At 69.2% G+C, this 18,033-nt stretch carries 6 protein-coding genes and 1 tRNA gene; 4 read left to right on the forward strand and 3 right to left on the reverse strand.

From position 1 onward, the window contains the following. Positions 1-38: 38 nt before the first annotated feature. Positions 39-7,862 (reverse strand): ricin-type beta-trefoil lectin domain protein, encoded by a 7,824-nt coding sequence (locus ACGFY9_RS07005; RefSeq protein WP_393752711.1) that lies wholly within the window; start codon positions 7,860-7,862, stop codon positions 39-41. A gap of 320 nt (positions 7,863-8,182) precedes the next feature. On the opposite strand from ACGFY9_RS07005, the gene ACGFY9_RS07010 reads away from it, so the two are divergent. Next, positions 8,183-12,616 (forward strand): LamG-like jellyroll fold domain-containing protein, encoded by a 4,434-nt coding sequence (locus tag ACGFY9_RS07010; RefSeq protein WP_393752712.1) that lies wholly within the window; start codon positions 8,183-8,185, stop codon positions 12,614-12,616. 602 nt (positions 12,617-13,218) lie between these two features. Here the strand turns inward: ACGFY9_RS07010 and ACGFY9_RS07015 are convergent. After that, a tRNA-Thr gene (locus tag ACGFY9_RS07015) sits at positions 13,219-13,295 on the reverse strand. Positions 13,296-13,566: 271 nt separating this feature from the next. On the opposite strand from ACGFY9_RS07015, the gene ACGFY9_RS07020 reads away from it, so the two are divergent. From ACGFY9_RS07020 to ACGFY9_RS07030, 3 genes are all read left to right on the forward strand, one after another. Continuing rightward, a complete protein-coding gene (locus ACGFY9_RS07020; protein ID WP_393752713.1) occupies positions 13,567-14,703 on the forward strand; it encodes an ABC transporter ATP-binding protein in 1,137 nt (378 codons plus the stop codon). Positions 14,704-14,926: 223 nt separating this feature from the next. After that, on the forward strand, positions 14,927-15,382 hold the full coding sequence (locus ACGFY9_RS07025; protein ID WP_033281255.1) for a hypothetical protein: 456 nt from the start codon (positions 14,927-14,929) through the stop codon (positions 15,380-15,382). Positions 15,383-15,478: 96 nt separating this feature from the next. After that, the gene (locus tag ACGFY9_RS07030) at positions 15,479-16,210 is read left to right on the forward strand and encodes an NDP-sugar synthase (RefSeq protein WP_393752714.1); all 732 of its coding nucleotides are present in this window, start codon (positions 15,479-15,481) and stop codon (positions 16,208-16,210) included. A gap of 146 nt (positions 16,211-16,356) precedes the next feature. Here the strand turns inward: ACGFY9_RS07030 and ACGFY9_RS07035 are convergent, their stop codons facing one another. Further along, a complete protein-coding gene (locus tag ACGFY9_RS07035; RefSeq protein WP_393752715.1) occupies positions 16,357-17,964 on the reverse strand; it encodes a DoxX family membrane protein in 1,608 nt (535 codons plus the stop codon). Between the last annotated feature and the right edge of the window lie 69 nt (positions 17,965-18,033).

An 18,033-nucleotide genomic window follows, 5' to 3' on the forward strand; every position in this document is an offset into this window, starting at 1 on the left:
ATGATGCGCGCGGCAAGGAATCACGCGAGCCGCAGATGCTATCTGTTGTCCCAGTCGCCCGGATGCGTGTACAAGGCCCCGGGCTCGACGTCCTCCGGAGTCAGATACGTCTGGCAAACAGTACAGATGGGCATCTCGTCCCAGATCTCCTCTTTTCCGTTCCAGAACAGCGCCCTAGTAAGCATCACGCGGTTCGCGTCACCGCCCAGGGCATTGATGACATTTCCTTCAGCGCAATATCCACAGCCCGAGGAGGCGACAGCTATCTCGCGAGTTTCGGCGTTGTAGCCTGCGGTCCACGTCTTTCTCGCCATCGCCTGACTGACGGCGATGCCATCACCGTTCGGGAAGAGGGTACGCTCCGCCACTCGGTCTCGAAGATTCCGGGCCCCGGCGAGACCATCCTCAATGCTCGTCCCCCGCGGCAAGCGGGTCTTGTTGACGACCGACGCCGACGACGCCTTGGAGCCGGGACTGCCCTTCATGACGGGCGCGCGTGAGTCCCGTGCCGACGGCTTGGTCCCCGAAGCCCCGGTGCTCGGTGAACTCGGCTTGGCGGCTGCCGCCTCGGCCTCCTCGGAGTGGGCCTGAGCGTTCGCCCGCTTGATCGCCGCCATGTCCGCGATGTCGGCCGCCGCGTTTTCCGTCGCCTCGGCGCCCGCCCCCGCCGCAGCGGCCGCGTCGCCGCCGACAGCGCCCCTGAGGTCTCCCGCACCGCCCTCTACTCCCCTCTCCGCGAGGCCGGCGGCACCGCCCCCGGCCTCGCCGCCCGAATACACGCCGCCGGCCGCAGAGCAGGACGCCTCGTGCGACGGGCCACCTCCGCTGATCCAGAACTCGCAGTTGGCGAAGTCGAAGGGCACCAGCAGGACAGAGTCCAGCAGGTTCGGGGCGACCTTGTCATCGAGGTTCGCTTGGGGCAGTTGCTGTGCCGCCGCGACGGTCGAGGAGGAATCCGTGTCACCACTGGAGGTGGTGGTGGGCGGAGACCCCGGTGAAGGCGAAGGGGTCGTGGAATGGGTCTTGGTCTTGGACTTGCAGGTGAACCCCGCGGCGCAGGTGTTCGACGGCGAGTTCGCCCAGTTGTCGTACCCCGTCGGATCCGAACCGCTCGCCGGATTGTCCGCCGCGTAGGTGTACCCGCCCATCTGGTTCGGATCGCCCGCCTGGAAGAGCGGGTCGGCGGTGAGGAACCGCCCCAGCGTCGGGTCGTAGTTCCGCGCCCCCAGCAGATCCAGCCCGGTCACCGAGTCGCTCGGTTTCCCCAGGAAGCCGTGGTTCTCGTCCCCCGCCACCCACGTCGACGGAGCTGTGCCGCGCGGGTTGCCGTAGGGGTCGTAGTACCGGCGGGTCGCCGCGAGGGTGGTCGCGTCTACGGCGGTGGTCGCCGTGCCCTGCGTGGTGGCCACCTGGTAGGTGACGCTGCCGCTGCTGGATCGGGTGATCTGGGTGCCGTCAGGCCCGGCGTAGTAGCGCAGGGCCGTGCACGTCTTCGCCGCCACGTCGAGCGTCAACTGCTCGGCGCCGCCGAAGAGATAGAGGACGCGGGTCTTGTCGGTGCCACCGACCGTCGCCGTCTGTTCCAGCAGGTTGCCGTCGGCGTCGTAGAGGTACTTACTCGTACGGGTTGTCGTCCCGGACGGGGTCGAGACCGTCGCCGTTTGGCCCTCGGCGTCGTACGTGAAGGTCTGCGTCTGGCCGGCCGGCAGTGCGCCGGACGTGGGCGTCGACCAGGTCTGGCCCTTGCCGCCGCAGGTCGTGAGCGTCAGCTGGGTGCCCTTGGTGGCGCTGGCGCTCGGGTCGGTCAGGCACAGGGTGCTCTTGGCCGCGTTGACCAGCGTGCCGGTCGACGTCGTGCGCCACTTCTGGGTCGCGTCGGTCGAGCAGGTGTCCATCACCACGCCCGTGCCGGAGGCCGTCGCGTTGCCCGCGGTGTCCAGGCACAGATTCGCCGCGGTCACCGTGCCGTCGGTGTTGACCGTCCACTTCTGGGCCGCGGCCGTCGAACTGCACGTGTTCACCTCAACCTTGACGCCCGAGCCCGTCTCCTCCACACACAGCTTTCCGCCGCCGGTGAGGGTGAAGCCGGTCGTCAGCGGGCCCGTGGTCTTCGTGGCCCGGCTGACCGTGTTGCCCGCGTTCTTCCCGGCCGTGTCCGTGTACGACGGGGTCTGCGTGGCCGTACCCGTGCCCGGGTTGCTGATCGTGGTCGCGCCCGCCTGGTCGGGGTGGGCGGCGGAGGCGGTTCCGTCCGCACCCGCGTAGGAGGTCGACTGGGTCGTGTCCGCGAGCGCGTTGCCGGTGGTGTCGTGGTTCACCGTGCCGGTGCGGTCGCCGAGCAGGTCGTAGGTGTACGTCTGCCAGTACGGCGCGGGCCCGCCCACCGTCTTCGTCTTCACCGGGGCCGCGCTGGTCTGCACGGAGCCCGAATTGCATCCGCCCACGGCGCCCACCGGTGCGGTGCCGGAGTCGGTGATGCCGGCGGTGTCCGTCCAGGCTGCGGTCAGCCGCTGGAAGGAGTCGTAGGCGAAGCACTGGGTGTCGTGGGTGGTGTTGTCCTGGAGGTCGTCCGTCGCGGTGAGCTCGCCGGCCTGGTTGTAGCGGTAGTTGACGACGTCCAGGGCCGTGGTCGACGTCTGCACCATGCTGCTGGTCTGCGTGGTGGCGCCGGTCGTCGCGTCGTACTGGGCGAAGGTCGCGAGCTCCTTGCCCGTGGGGCCGTAGTTGGTCTGCAGGACCCGGCCGAAGGGGTCGTGGACCGTGCCGTCCAGGTACGAGGGCGTGTTGGCCGCGTTGATGTAGCCGCCGAACCCGTCCAACGCGCCCTGCAGGGTGTAGCCGTAGCCGACGCGCTCGGCCGGGAGGCCGCCGTCCGCCTGGTACTGGGTGGTGGCCAGCAGACCGGTGTTCGGCGTGTACGTCGACGTCAGGGAGTACGTGGTCGTGCCGCCGGCGCTGCCCGCCGTGCCCGGGAAGCCGTCTGCGGAGGGGACTGTGAGGGTCGAACCGAGCGGCTGGTAGGACGTGTTGTAGCCGGTGATCGCCTCGGTGTACGCGCTGCCGCTGGCGCCGCCGACGTAGCGGGTCGAGGAGGTCGGGTAGCCCTTGGCGAGCGTGTCGTAGACCCGGGAGGTCTGCTGCTTGGCCGGGTCGGGCGTGGCCGACCAGGGGGCCGCGTACTCCGCCGTGGCCCGGTTGTCCCAGTCGTAGGCGTACGACAGCACCTGGCCGCGCGGGTCGGTGGTCTGGAGCAGGTTGCCGACCGCGTCGTACTTGTCGAAGGTCGTCGTGCCGGTGTCGGGATCGGTCTGGGAGGTCCGCTCGCCCATCAGGTCGTACTTGTACGACCAGGTGTTGCCCGCGCTGTCCTTGACCGAGTCGAGTTGGCCGGCAGGTGTGTAGGTGTAGCGGGTGGTGGCGTCGGCGGCCGGGACCGCGCCTGCCGTGCCCTGCTTCCACAGGATTGTGCTGCCGTCGCCACCGACGACGGCGAGCGTCGAGTCGGCGCGGACCTGGAGTGTGGCGCCCGTGGTCGCGGTCAGGCCGCTGTTCCACTTGGAGGCGCCGGCGGCCGTGAGGACGGCGAGATTGCCGTCAGTACCGAACTGGGCGTACGCGCCCGGGTTTCCGCTCGTGTTGCTGGACCAGAGGGTCTTGCCGCTGCTGAGCGCGGTGAGGACCAGATTGCCATCGGCCTGCATGGTCAGGCGCACGCTGTTGGAGGCCAGCGAGGTGCCCGACGGGATGATGCTGCCGCCCTTGAGCGTGACCGTGGCGCCGGTGTTCTTCACCACCGACTTCACGGTCTGGCCGAGTGCATTGGTGTAGGAGGCGGTCGAGGAGCCGCCGGCCGGCGGGGTCGTGTCCGTCTCGTCGGCACCGGGGTAGGCCGTGCTCGTGCCCCACTGCTTGACGGCCTGGTGCCACAGGGTGCTCTCGGTGGCACGGCCCTGGCCGTCGTACGTCGCCGTGGTCTCGGCGGGGATCTCGTTCTCGTTGGCCGCGTACAGGGCGGCGGACGGGGAGTGGTCCGGCTCCGAGTAGGGGGCGTACGAGGCGCTCGGCCAGCCGTGGGAGTCGTAGAACGTGTCGGAGATGATCCGGCCGGAGTCGGAGTCGCCGTCCGCGGTCGTCTGGACCTGACGGGGTTGGAGCATCCCGTCGAAGATGCTGGTCGACGTCGAGTAGGTGCCGTCCTCGCGCAGGGTGCGGGTGGTGACGGACGACGGGGCGCCGGGCTGGGTGATCGTGCCGCCGGGGGCGGGGACCGCACCGGGGTTCACGGAGTACGCGAACGTCATGTCCGCGCTCTGTGTCGCCTTGTCGCGTCCGGGCAGCCAGACGGCGGTACGGCGGCCGAGGGCATCGTAAGTGATGTCCGTGACACGGTTGTTGGCGTCGACGTTCTCGACGGGCACCCCGCGCAGCCGGTCGAGGGTGGACGTGACTTTCCACTGCTGCTGGTTGGTGGAGACGATGCTCGTCGGGTTGGTGTTGCCACCCGCGCTGTTCCACTTGGGCAGGTAGTCGGTGTGGGTGCCCTGGCCCGTCGTGTCGAGGGAGTCGGTGACACGGCCCGCGGCGTCGTAGGAAATGCCGCTGGTGGTGCGCCAGTTCTCGGTGCCGTCGGTGGCGAAGCCGATGCCGACCTGGGTGCCGGTGACGCGCGGGTGGGTGACCGTGCCGTAGGCGCCGAGGGCGCTGACGGAACCGTCGCCGTCGTAGTAGACCTTCTTGTCGGAGAGCAGGGTGTCGGTGCCGGGCTTGGTGCCGCAGGGGCCGGAGACCGCGGTGATGCGGTCCGGGTAGGCGAGCAGCATGGTGTTGTCGGCCGACGAGGAAGGCGCCGCGTAATCCGTGGTGGCACATTTCTCCTGCGCCGCCACGGAGACGTCGCCGTGCGCGTCGACGGACTGCACCCGGCCCTGGTCGTCGTAGCCGGTGTCGGTGCGGGTGTGCCGCCATGTGCCGTCGGCGAGCAGGGAATAGCCGTGCGACTGGGTGGACTTGATCCGGCGGGCGGCGAGGTCGGGCAGGGTGGCCTTGTCCGGCGCGGTCTCCCCTGGGTGGTCCTCCTGGGTCCAGGCCGTCCACGAGGTGCGGTCGGCATGTGCCGTGGTGGTGAAGGTGAACGGTCCGTTGACGGTGGAGGCGTTCACCGTGCCGCCGGAGGCGGTGTACGTGTCCGACTGCAGTGCGGTGCCCGCGAGTTGGTCGGCGTCGGTGACGCTCAGCACGGTGTTGCCGCCGACCTTGGCGTCCACGGTGACCGATCGGCGGGTGCCGTCGGCCTTGTAGTCGCCGTCCATGCCCTGGAGGTAGGTGGTGGTCTGCTGGGTGACCGGCTCGGGTGCCTTGCCGGTGCGCACGGTGACCGTGCGGAAGCCGCGGAACTCATCCCAGGTGCGGTACTGGTCGTCGGTCAGGTCGGAGTCGTCGCGATGCCATGCGGCGCCCGAGTAGGCGTATGTGGAGACGTGCGCCTCGGAGCCGGCCGGGATCTTCGAGGCGTCGGGGGTGTACTGGCCGGCGATGGTGAGGTCGGCGACGGTGACGCTGTGGACGGTCGTCTTGTTGAACCAGTCGGCGATCGGCTTGGAGGCGCCGGGCACCGTCCAGTACGCGGGATAGCAGGAGTTGGTGTTGGAGTCGGCCGACTTGATGTCGAGCGACTTGCCCGCGCACGGGTTCTGGTTGTACTCGACGGTGATCGACTCGCCGGTCTCCGTCTGCACGTTGGAGATGCGCGGCCGGTACAGCGGCGGGGCGGACGGGGAGTCGTCGTCGACCCGGTTGTCGATCTCGGTGCCGGTGAAGGAGACCTGGTTCAGCGCGAGGTCGCTGTTGCCGTTGCCGTAGGTGCCCTTGCCGGTGTGCCGGATGGACTGGAGCCACAGAACGGCCTGGAGCGAGCCGGCGTCCTTGGGGTCGACAGTGGTGCCGCTGACCGGGTCGACGGCGCCGCCCGCGTCGGAGTACACCTGCCCCAGGTCGTAGCTGTCGACCGGGACCAGCTTGTCGGTGTCGCCGTCCTTGACGTGGACCTTGGTGGTGATGTTGTCCAGTCGTGTGGTCGACCAGAACGTGGGCGAGGAGACGACGCAGACATCCGTCGGCACCTTGGTGGCGTCGTCGGGCAGTTTGGTCTTGTCGGTCGCGTCGCAGTGCAGGTCCCAGGGGACGTCCGGCCAGTGCGGTGCGGTGTTGTCGTCCAGATTCCCGGCCGAGCAGTCGGTGAAGGCGGACGTCGTCTGGCAGCGCTGCTTGGAGGTGAAGGCCACCTGCGCGGACGGGGTGCGGCCGGCCTGCTCGTCATCGAGGGTGTAGCCGTAGGAGATCGAGGTGAGCGTGCCGCCGTGGGTGTACGAGGTGAGGGTGCCGGTGTCGTCCGTGTCGTCGGTCGCGGCCGCTTGGCCACCGCCGAGGTCGTAGTAGCCGGTCTCGGTCGAGTAGTCGTAGCGCTGCACGAAGCCGCTTGGCGAGACGACGAAGTCCAGGTTCCAGCGCCAGCCCTCGGGCTTGTCGCAGCGGGACTTCTTGCCGTCGGCGTCGCTGTGGCACGGGTCGGAGGACCGCGGGTGCAGGACGGGGACGCCCCAGGCCGCGTGCGTGGAGTCGTCGCCGGAGTCCGACGAGGCGAGCCCCTTGGTGCCGGGGCCGGTCGGTGAGTGGTCAGCACCGAAGTAGGCGGCGGTGCCGTCAGTGGTCAGGACGCGGAAGTAGGTTCCGTCGTACAGGCCGTTGGCGGCCCCGGACAGTTCCTGTACGACAGTGCCGTCGTCGCCCTGGAGCTTGAACTCCCTTATCTCACCGGGCAGTCCGGAGGAGGTGGTCGGGACCAGGACACCGGAGTGGGAGCCGAAGGAGACGGTCGCGTTGGCGCCGCCCCAGCATTCGTCGCCCGAGCCTTTGAGAATCTTCTTGTCGTCGGAGTCGAGCAGCGAACCGCAGGAGCGGTACGCCCGCTCCACAAAGCCCGGCTGGTAACTCCAGCCGTCGCCGATCCAGGATGCCTGCGAATTGCGAGCCGAGGTCTCGCCGTCCACGGACTGCGAGTCGTACGCCAGTGCCACCGAGGGGCCGCTGTCCCCTACCCCGGCCGGCAGGTCGATGGGGTAGGAGTACGAGTAGCCACCGGTGCCAGTGGCCTGCCAACTGCCCGCCGGGGTCAGCGAGGTCGCCGAGTAGTCACCCTGTGAACCCCGGCTGCCGGAGGTGACGGCGATCGCCGAGTCCGCGGTGGTGGTCGCGGTGAGCTGGTTCGCGGTGGCGCGGTTGACGGACTTCAGGGGCGTGCGGGTGCGGCATTCGGCGCGCTGCGGAGTCGTCAGGGCACAGGCGGGGAGGCGGGTGAGGGTGAGTCGGGCTCCGTAGCCTCCGCCGTAGGCCTTGGCCACGGACGAGTAGTCGACGACCACGCTGACCTTGGCGGTACCGGACGTGGCCCTGTCCAGTCCAACCAGGAGGCCGGTGTCCGCGCCGGCCCGCAACGCCTGGGCGCGGGAGGCGAGTCGGACACGGACCTGCTCGGACTTCGCCTGCGGAGACTTCGCCTTTCCGGACGACGCCACCCACACGGGCAGCGAACCCGCCCTGGCCGGCTCGGCCTTGAGGGCGACGGTATGTGAACCAGCCTGTGGCGCGGCTGCCTTGACCGTCTGGTAGCGAGTCAGCGCACGGTAGCCACGGGGATGAGCGATCGTCGGGCGGGTCAGTTCGTGGTCACCCACAGCGGGTGTGGCCGGCAGCGGCTTCGGCTTCCAGATGTCACCGTCGAAGACATACGGCCCGACGCCGTTCTGCGCGACCGCGCCCGTCACCAAGAGCGCCATCACGGCCAGCAGAGCGGAGACGAGCGTCATCGTTCTTCGCACACCCACGTGTGACCTACCCCCGAATGAAACGGCCTTGGTGGCCCGTTGACTGAAAGGTCACGTGGTCGGCGTGAACCAGGTTGGGAGGTTAAGAACGACCTTGACCGAACCTCAACACTTTTTGCCAATGCCATGACAATGTTGTGATTTCCCTTGACGTTTCCTGTGTACGTTTTGTGCCGGGGGAGCGAACATCACTGCCGCACGCCGTCGCCGACGTCCTGACCCGTCGTCCGGCGAGCCGTTCACTGGCGCGGATGGTCGCAGATCTCGTGTCTGCCCTGTCCGTCGTGCGAAGGAGTTGTTCCGTGCTGCCGTCATCCGCCCGAAGACTGGCGCTGTTCCCGGCGCTCGGCGCACTGCTGCTCACGGCGCTGGCCGTTCCGACCGCAGCGCTCGCCGACGGCGAACCCGCCGACACCGCCGACCCGTTGCTCGCCGCACAGGCCCAGGCGGTCGCCGACGGGACCTCCGTACCGGTCGACGCGCTGACCAGCCAGACTGACACCGTGGCCGCCAATCCGGACGGTTCGTTCACGACGACCTCGACAGTTCTGCCGGTCCGCGTGCGTCAGGACGGCGCCTGGGTTCCGGTGGACGCCACGCTCGCCGTCGGCGCCGACGGCACGTACTCGCCCAGGGCCACGCCCAACGGCGTGCACCTGTCCGGCGGAGGCAGCGGCCCCCTGGCCACGCTCACCGACCCCGCCGGGCACAGCATGAGCCTGACCATGCCCTTCGCCCTCCCCGCCCCGCAGGTCAGCGGTGACACAGCGCTGTACGCGTCCGTGCTGCCTGGCGTCGACCTGTCGGTGACGGTGACGGACCAGGGCGGCTTCAGCGACGTGCTGATCGTCCATAACGCGCAGGCGGCGGCCGACGCGCGGGTCCGACAGCTCTCAGTGTCCACGGACACCGACGGCCTGGACCTGTCGGCCACCGCAGCGGGTGGCATGACGGCGACCGCCCCCGACGGCTCGGTGTCGTACACGAGTCCACCGCCCCTGATGTGGGATTCCAGTACGACGGCCACCACGTCGACGGCGCACGCGGCCGGCGTCGTCAAACCCGCCTCCTTCTCGGGGCTCTCCGCCGCCGGTGACGAACCGACGGCTCCCGCCACCTCCTCCTCGGCGGCAGGCCCCGGCTCCGGCGCCCAGGTCGGCCAGGTCCCGATGACCACCACTTCCGACGCCATCACGCTGGCGCCCGACACCTCGGTGCTCGACGGTCCGGACACGCACTACCCGGTCTACATCGACCCCTTCGAGAACCCGGTGACCAGCAAGTCCGGCGCCTTCGACGAGGTGTACTCCAACTCGGCCTGCTCCGACGCCCCGCAGTACAACAAGCCGCAAACCAACGGCGAGGGTGTCGGCTACCAGCAGTGGGGCGGCGCCTGCGGGGACGGCCTCGAACGGTCGTACTACGCGATCGACACCTCCGGCCTCGACCCGTCCATGAAGGTCATCAAGGCCGAGGTGAAGGTCAGCACCAAATACGCGGCCAGCGTCGACTGCTCCCACAACCAGCCGATCACCCTGCACACCACGGGCACGATCAACGAGAACACCGACTGGGGCAATCAGCCCGGAACTCTCGACGACAACGGCTATCCGGCCGTGAAGACGACCGTGCCCAGCGGGGCGAACGGCAACAGCAGTTGCAGCGACAGCACCGCCTCCTTCCGCGTCGACGACCAGGTCCAGAAGATCGCCGACGGCAACAAGGGCACCTGGACGATCGGCCTGTTCGGCAACGAGTCCAGGACCAGTTCCAATCTCGACTACCTGCGCATGTCCCAGACGCTCGCCCTGACCACCAACTTCGACATCCCCCCGGACGTCCCCACCAAGGTGCGCACCGCGCCCAAGCCGGTGGGCGCGGACGGCGACTGCGTCACCGGCAGCGCGGCCGGCTGGATCGGCGCGACGACGTACAGCGGCGCGGGCAGCAACATCCAGTTGCACTCCACCGTCACGACCCACATCTCCGGCGAGCACGCCGAGGCGCACTACCACGTCTGGGACCGCTCCGACCTCGACGCCGACGGAAACGCCGCGGACAAGGGCACGCCGGACAGCGGCATGGTCGCCTCGGGTGCCGACGCGGACGCACCGATCGGCTTCACCCTCAAGGACGGTCACGGGTACGGCTGGGACGTCTACGCCCAGGACAACTCCTCGATCAAGATGACATCGCCGATCAGCGACCACTGCTGGTTCAACACCGACTTCACTCCGCCACAGACACCGACGGTCGCCGACAACCCGCACTTCCCGCCGGTCGGCAGCGGAGTTAGCGACACCTACGCGGGCAGCGACGTCCATGCGGACTTCGCCGTCTCCGCGGCCGACAACACCCCGGCCGACACCTGCGCCCCGGCTACCTGCCAGGCCAGCGGCATCGACCACTTTCTGTGGCAGCTCGACAGCCAGCCGACCATCGCCACCGGCCAGCCCGCCAAGGTGACGTCCACCAGCGGCGCCACCGCCTCCGGCACCGTCACGATCAAGGTCACCGACTGGGGTGTGCACACCCTGTACGTCGGCGCGGTCGACAGGGCCGGCAACCTCTCCCAGAATCCGGTGAGTTACACCTTCACCGCACCCTGGGACCCGAAGACCAAGATCGCTCCCGGGGACATCACCGGCGACGGCAGCCCCGACCTGCTCGCCACCACAAGCAGCGGCGACCTGGAGTTGGTCCCCGGCGACAGCGACCCCGCCCAGGCGCCCGCGGCGGCTCAGGACGGCCCCGTCGGCAGCAACCCGCCCGCGATCACCGGCCCGGTGATCGTCTCGACGCCGAAGGGCGCGCCCACCGGCACCTGGAGCGACTACCTGATCGCCCACCGCGGCAATCTGCACGGTGACACGCACGACGACCTGTTCGCGTACAACACCAAGACCCAGCAGCTGTACGTGGTGAAGAACGACCTCGATCCGAAGGAGGACGGCGCCTTCCCGCGCACGCCCTACTCCACCTTTCCCGGCTTCGTCGGACGCCGCTACGACGTCGTCACCAAGGACGACTGCGAGGCCACCGACACCGTCCCCGCCGACCGCTGCACGAACGCGGGCTACGATCCCGCGAAGCCCTGGGACATCTCCCAACTGGTCGTCGACGGAGACGTGTACGGCAACGCCGACCACCCCGCCGTGCTCACGGTGGAGAACAACAAGCTGTGGCTGTACCAGACATACGGCGTCAACCACCTCGGCCATCCGCTGCTGCTCGGCGACGGCGACTGGTCCGGCCTGACGCTGATCGCCCCCGGCCGGGTCGGCGGCACCTTCTCGGTGGACGGTGGCGGCAACGGCAAGGTCACCGGCGGCACGCCCACGGTGTGGGCGCGCGATGACGCCTCGGGCACCGTCTACACGTTTCCGATCGACGTGGACAGCGGCACGCTCCTGCCGAAGCTGCTGCACGCCCCGGTGCGCACCCCGCTGGTCTCCGCCGTGAAGACGTCCTCCGGCGGCACGGTCTGCCTGGACGACGCGGGCGGACACACCGCCGACCACACCAAAATCCAGATCTATACCTGCAACGGCAGCGCCACCCAGCAGTGGGTCCTGCACGACGACGGCTCACTGCGCGTCCTAGGCAAGTGCCTCGACGCCACCGACGGCGGCACGGACAACGGCACCCTGCTCCAGCTCTACACATGCAACGGCGCGGGGTCCCAGAAGTGGACCACGGGCGCCTCCGGCAGCCTGGCCAACCCGCAGTCCGGCAAGTGCCTGGACGATCCGGTCGCGAGCGTGACCAACGGCACCCAGGTCCGCCTCTACACGTGCAACGCCTCCGCCGCCCAGAACTGGACGAGCAGCTCCGCCACGGGCTGGAACACCCACCCCGCCACGGCCCTGTCCATGGTCCTGCGCAAGCGTGACTACCCGACCGTCGCCTCTCCCGGTGACGTCAACAGCGCCACTGGCGGCCCCGACGGCAAGCCCGACCTGTACGCCACGGACACCGCGGGCCAGCTGACCGAATACCCGGGCGCCACCCCGTCCGGCACGACCGCCGCCTTCGCCGACCCCGCATCACTCGGCACCGTCACCGACACGGCCACCCACCGCTGGAACCTCACCGACGGTACGGGCACGACCGCGGCCGACCCGACCGGCAACGCCCCCGCCACGCTGACCGGCGGCGCCGCCTGGACCTCCGACACCGACCGGGGCACAGTCCTGAACCTCAACGGCAGCACCTCGTACGCCGCGACCACCGCTACCGGCGTGAACACCGCCGGCAGCTTCACGGTCTCGGCCTGGGTGAAGCTGAACTCCCTGTCAGGCACCAACTCGACGTTCGTGTCGCAGTCCGACGACCCGGCCGTCGGCGCGGCCAACGGCTTCCAGCTCTACTACTCCTCGGCCAGCCAGGTCTGGGCCTTCGGCCGCCACGACGACGACAGCACCAGCACCGCCTTCACCGCGGTCTACAGCGCGAAGGCCGCGGCCTCGAAGTGGACCCACCTCGTCGGTGTCTACGACGCGGTCGCCGGCCAACTGCTCCTCTATGTGAACGGCCACCTGTCCGCCACCAAGTCCTACACCGGCACCGACTGGAACGCCGCCGGCCCCGTCCAGTTCGGCCGCCGCATCTTCCAAGGCACCTACGCCGAGTACGCGAACGGCCGCCTCAGCGACGTCCGCCTCTACCCGACGGCACTGCCCCCGGCGGACGCGACGACGCCCGGCAACAGCATGGTCGTCGTACAAATGGGGTGAGGCATGAACACCGGTCAAACAGGGTGGAGTTGGAGCAGCAGCTCGGGAGCCGAAGTGGGTGCTCCGCCGAGCGACCGTCCCCGGCGCCCGTCCCGGCGCCGACGTCTGGCTCCGTTCGACACTCTGCCCGGACCAGGCAACTGCCCATCATGGGACAGCCGCTGCTGAAGCTTGTCGGAGTGGCGTCAGGGTGGGTGCGGTGATAGCCAGGCAGTGGTCGCATCAGGCGATGCGACCACTGCCTGCCATCGAGTGCGGCCCCACCGGGAAAACGAGCAGCAGGCTGACCGCGTAATCGTCGGGGTGCCACAACAATCGCCCTCCCCTGCACGTCCGCTTACTCGGTTGGCCAGGAGCCGGTCTGCACCGTGACCGCACGCTCGGCCACCAAATGGCTACCGCACCGATCCGAACAGACCGAGGCGAACCAACAGCAAGGGGAAAAGTACCAGTTCACAGGCCTGCAAGACGGAATCATCACTGGCTGCCAACCTTGGACCTACGCATTGCGATGCGTAGCCCACAGGCACCCGATCAGCCCGGATTCCAAGGTCACCCAAAACAAGAAACCCCAGGTCAGAGGCCTGACCCGGGGTTTTCCATGGAGCCCCCTGTCGGATTCGAACCGACGACCTACGCATTACAAGTGCGTTGCTCTGGCCAACTGAGCTAAGGAGGCCTGCGCGATACGTGCGTACCCGGCGGGGCATGGACGGGACATACCCGACCCGCGTGCCCGGGACGCGCGCGATCACGTGCCCGTGCAGTGTACCCAGGTCCCCGTGGCACCCTGTCGAAAATTTCCTCGAAGTTCACATGGGTCCAGGTACTGACAGACCAGGCAAACGCCAGGTACCGTCCTGACCCAGTTCACTCGCGTGGACTACACCACCACCTTCCTACAACGGATCGTCCGGCACGTTCCTGCCGGTAGAAGGGGGCCCTTCACCATGGCCACTGTTTCGTTCGACAAGGCGACCCGGATCTACCCGGGTTCCGAGAAGCCCGCCGTAGACGGTCTGGAGATCGAGATCGAGGACGGGGAGTTCCTCGTTCTGGTCGGTCCGTCCGGCTGTGGCAAGTCCACCTCGCTCCGGATGCTCGCGGGGCTTGAGGACGTCAACGCCGGCGCCATCCGCATCGGTGACCGCGACGTCACGCACCTGCCGCCGAAGGACCGGGACATCGCCATGGTGTTCCAGAACTACGCGCTGTACCCGCACATGACGGTCGCCGACAACATGGGCTTCGCGCTCAAGATCGCCGGCGTCAACAAGGCCGAGATCCGCCAGAAGGTGGAGGACGCGGCGAAGATCCTCGACCTCACGGACTACCTCGGCCGCAAGCCGAAGGCCCTCTCCGGCGGTCAGCGCCAGCGCGTCGCGATGGGCCGCGCCATCGTGCGTGAGCCCCAGGTCTTCCTCATGGACGAGCCGCTGTCGAACCTCGACGCCAAGCTCCGTGTCTCCACCCGTACGCAGATCGCCTCGCTGCAGCGCCGCCTCGGCATCACCACCGTCTACGTCACCCACGACCAGGTCGAGGCCATGACGATGGGCGACCGGGTGGCCGTACTGAAGGACGGTCTGCTCCAGCAGGTCGACTCGCCGCGCAACATGTACGACCGCCCCAAGAACCTCTTCGTGGCCGGCTTCATCGGCTCCCCCGCCATGAACCTGATCGAGGTCCCGATCACCGACGGCGGCGTGAAGTTCGGCAACTCGGTCGTCCCGGTCAACCGCGACGCGCTCAAGGCCGCCTCCGACAAGGGTGACCGCACGGTCACCGTCGGCGTCCGCCCCGAGCACTTCGACATCGACGAGCACAACGGCGAGGCCGCGAAGTCCCTCACGAAGGACTCCGAGGACGCCCCGGCCGGTCTCGCCGTCTCCGTGAACGTCGTCGAGGAGCTGGGCGCCGACGGTTACGTCTACGGCAGCGCCAAGGTCGACGACAACCTCAAGGACCTGGTCGTCCGCGTCAGCGGCCGCGCGGTGCCGGAGAAGGGCTCCACGCTCCACGTGGTCCCGCGTCCGGGTGAGATCCACGTGTTCTCGACCTCCACGGGCGAGCGACTCACCGACTGATCGGTTCTCACCGGCTGATCAAACGTTCCCAGGAAGGGCCCCGCGGATCGCCGCGGGGCCCTTCCTGTTGCGCACAGCCCCCGACCGTGTCGACAAATACCCCGGCAGAGCGGTCATTTCGAGCAGCGTTCGTCAACGCCTTACCCAATCCGAGGCACCAATCCATCCCCCGAATTGGTGACTAAATGTCGCCAAATCATTACCGGACGCTACCCTCACACGCGTGAAGCACTCCAATAACCAACAGCCGCGACGCGGCCGGGGCCCCGCCCGCCGGGTCGGCCGCACGCTCGCCCTCGTCCTGCCCGTCGTCATGGTGCTCTCCGGGACCCTCGCGGTCACCCGGGTCAACTGGTCGGGGAGCCCCTCCAGCTCGATGCTCACCGCGACGGACGTCACGGCGGCCGGAGCCTCCTCGCGGGCCGCCGCACGCGCCCCGCAGGACATCCTGCGCGACCAGCTCATGACCGAGCTCCAGGACAAGAACCCCGGCGTCGTCCTGACGCACCTCCAGGAGGCGGTGAACGGCCACCCGTCGCTCGCCACGCACTGCACCTCCATCGCCCGCGCACTGGGCCGCGCCGCGGTCCGTATCTACGGCGCCGCACGCGCCCAGTCCTACGCCCGCCCCGTGTGCGACACCTCGTTCGCCTCCGGGGTCATGGCCGCGCACAGCTGACCGGAGCCGGCGGGCGGAGTAGGAGGTCGGTAACGGCTGATTAAGGAACGGTTGCAGCCGAAAGATGCGGTGGGGCCGCCACGTACAGTTCGGGTCATGACCGATCCGAACGCCGCGTCGCGCCCCACCCAAGCCGTGATCCTGGCCGGTGGCCAGGGATCCCGGCTGCGCCCGTACACCGACGACCGGCCCAAGCCGATGGTCGAGATCCCCGGCACGGGGACGCCGATCATCGGCCACCAGCTCGTCTGGCTCGCCGAGGAGGGCGTGACCGACGTCGTCGTCAGCTGCGGGCATCTCGCCGAGGTGCTGCAGGACTGGCTGAAGTCGGCCGACCTGCCGGTCGAGGTGACCACGGTCGTCGAGACGGAGCCCCTGGGCCGCGGCGGCGGCCTCAAGTACGCCGCCGCGCACCTGCCCCGGCCGGACAGCGCCTGGTACGCCACCAACGGGGACATCTGGACCCGCTTCTCGCTGCGCGACATGGCCGACTTCCACACCGAGCGCGACGCCGTCGCCACGATTGCGCTGGCCCGGCCGCGGATCCCGTGGGGGGCCGTACAGACTGACAGCTTCGGGCGGGTCACGGACTTCATCGAGTCGCCGCCGACGCAGTACGCGATCAATGCGGGGGTGTACGTGTTCTCGCCCGAGTTCGCGGGGTTGCTGCCGGAGCGGGGGGATCACGAGCGGACGACGTTCCCTCACCTTGCTCGTGAGCGGCGGCTGGCCGGGTTCCCTATTCCTCAGGGGGCTTACTGGCGGGCCATCGATACCGCGAAGGATCTCCGGGAAGCAGCCAAGGAGCTTGCTGCGCTTGGTCGTTGAGTGCGGCGCCGTCGTGGCTGGTCGCGCCGTTCCCCGCGCCCCTAAAAACCAAAACCGCGGGCCCGCACTAGAAAGTGCGGGCCCGCTTGGTGTTCCCGGAGGTCAGCCGGTGGGCGACTGTGTCAACAAGCCGCCCACCGGCCCAGTTACCCCAACAGGCCGCCCACCAGGCCCGGCTGGCCGGAGGAGGATGAACCCCCGGTGCTGGAGCCGCCGTTGGAGCCGGTGCCGCCGCTCGTACCGCCGCTGGACGTGGGTCCTGAGGTGGTGCTGGGGGCCTGGCCGGCCGGGGAGGACTGCTGGGGCTGGGTGCGGCCCGCGGTGCCCTGGGTCTGGCTGGGGGCGCCGCTGGTGGCCGTACCAGAGGAGGAGTGGGTCGCGCCCGGGGTCGTCGCGGCGCCGGACGGCTTGGCCGAAGTCGCGGGGCGGGAAGGCGACTTGGATGCCCTGGGGCTGCTGCTGTGGCTCTTGGTCGGTTCTCCGGGGAGCGGGGCGCCCGGCAGTTCGTTGCGCGGGGCCTCGCCGGGGCCGGGGACGACCACGCGGCTGGAGTCGCGGACCGCGCCGCCGAGCAGGGAGCCGATGAGCAGCGTGAGGCCGATGGAGACGGCCGTGATGAGGGCGCCGCGGCGCAGGACGTAGCGGCGCAGCTCCCAGATGTCGGCGCGGGGTCCGAGGCGGCGCCAGGCGCTGCCCGCGAGGCGGCCGTCGACGGAGTAGACGGGGGCGCCCGCGATGATCAGCGGGGACCAGGCGGCGAGGTAGATGATGTCGGGGGCGTCGTAGGCCGGGACGGTCTTCCAGCTGACCGTGACGATCAGTGCCGCCGAGAGCAGCGCGCCGAAGACCGCGGCGACCCGCTGCCACAGGCCGAGGATCGTGAGGACGCCCACGATGACCTGGGCGAAGGCGATGACGAGCCCGGAGCCGACCGGGTGGTGGAGCGCGAACTGCCGTAGCGGCTCGGCGACTTCCCACGGGTGGAGGGTGTTGAGCCACTTCACCATGGAGCCGCGTTTGCCGCCGTCGAAGTAGACGGGGTCGCACAGCTTGCCCATGCCGGCGTAGATGGAGATGAAGCCGAGGAAGATGCGGAGCGGGAGGAGGACGACCCCGAGGTTCATGCGGCGGCCCGGGTAATAGGCGTGCCGTACGGGCTCGTTGGGGTTGCGCCGGGTGCGGCGCTCCTGTTCCGTGCCCTCGAAGTCCTCGAACTCCGGGTCCCCGTAGGCGGGTTCGTCGTAGGCGCTGCCCGCCGTCCGCATGGGCGGCAGGAGTCGGGTCTCGCCGGTGTCGTGGTCGCCGCCGCGCTGGGCGCCGACGACCGGGGTCTCGATGGTCTGCGCGGTCAGCTCGTCGTCGTAACCGCCGCTGCCGATACGGGGGATGACCTGCGTGGCTCCGGCGTCGCCGACCGGTTCGTCGCCGTGACGGACGCCCGTGCCGCGCACGGCCTGGAGCAGCCGGTGGGCGCCGGTGTCGTCCGGTGCCGACTTGCCGCTCCAGACGACGGGCCGACGGCGCGCGCCGGCGGCGGGGATCCGGCCGGGGGCCTCGGTGGCGCTCAGGTGCCGTGCGATCCGCGGCGACGGGGAACGCGTCGAGGCGCCCAACTGCACGCGGAAGCTCGCATGATTGACGATGATCTGCGCCGGATCGCTCGGCACCTTCACCATGCTCAGCGCGGGAGCGTCGTCGAAGCCCGACGGGCCGTCCCCCGTGGGTGTGCGGGGTGTTCTGGTGTCCACACTCATCTAACCGAGTGACGTGTGTTTAGGACACTGCTTTGACTCGCCGGAAGTGTCCGGACCGCGTCAAGCGTG

Source organism: Streptomyces sp. NPDC048504 (assembly GCF_043200035.1).
Taxonomy (GTDB): Bacteria; Actinomycetota; Actinomycetes; order Streptomycetales; family Streptomycetaceae; genus Streptomyces.

Coding starts and splice junctions, on each gene's coding strand:
- ACGFY9_RS07035 (WP_393752715.1), bottom strand. CDS start 17,964: ATGAGTGTGGACACCAGAACACCCCGCACACCCACGGGGGACGGCCCG.
- ACGFY9_RS07020 (WP_393752713.1), top strand. CDS start 13,567: ATGGCCACTGTTTCGTTCGACAAGGCGACCCGGATCTACCCGGGTTCC.
- ACGFY9_RS07030 (WP_393752714.1), top strand. CDS start 15,479: ATGACCGATCCGAACGCCGCGTCGCGCCCCACCCAAGCCGTGATCCTG.
- ACGFY9_RS07005 (WP_393752711.1), bottom strand. CDS start 7,862: ATGACGCTCGTCTCCGCTCTGCTGGCCGTGATGGCGCTCTTGGTGACG.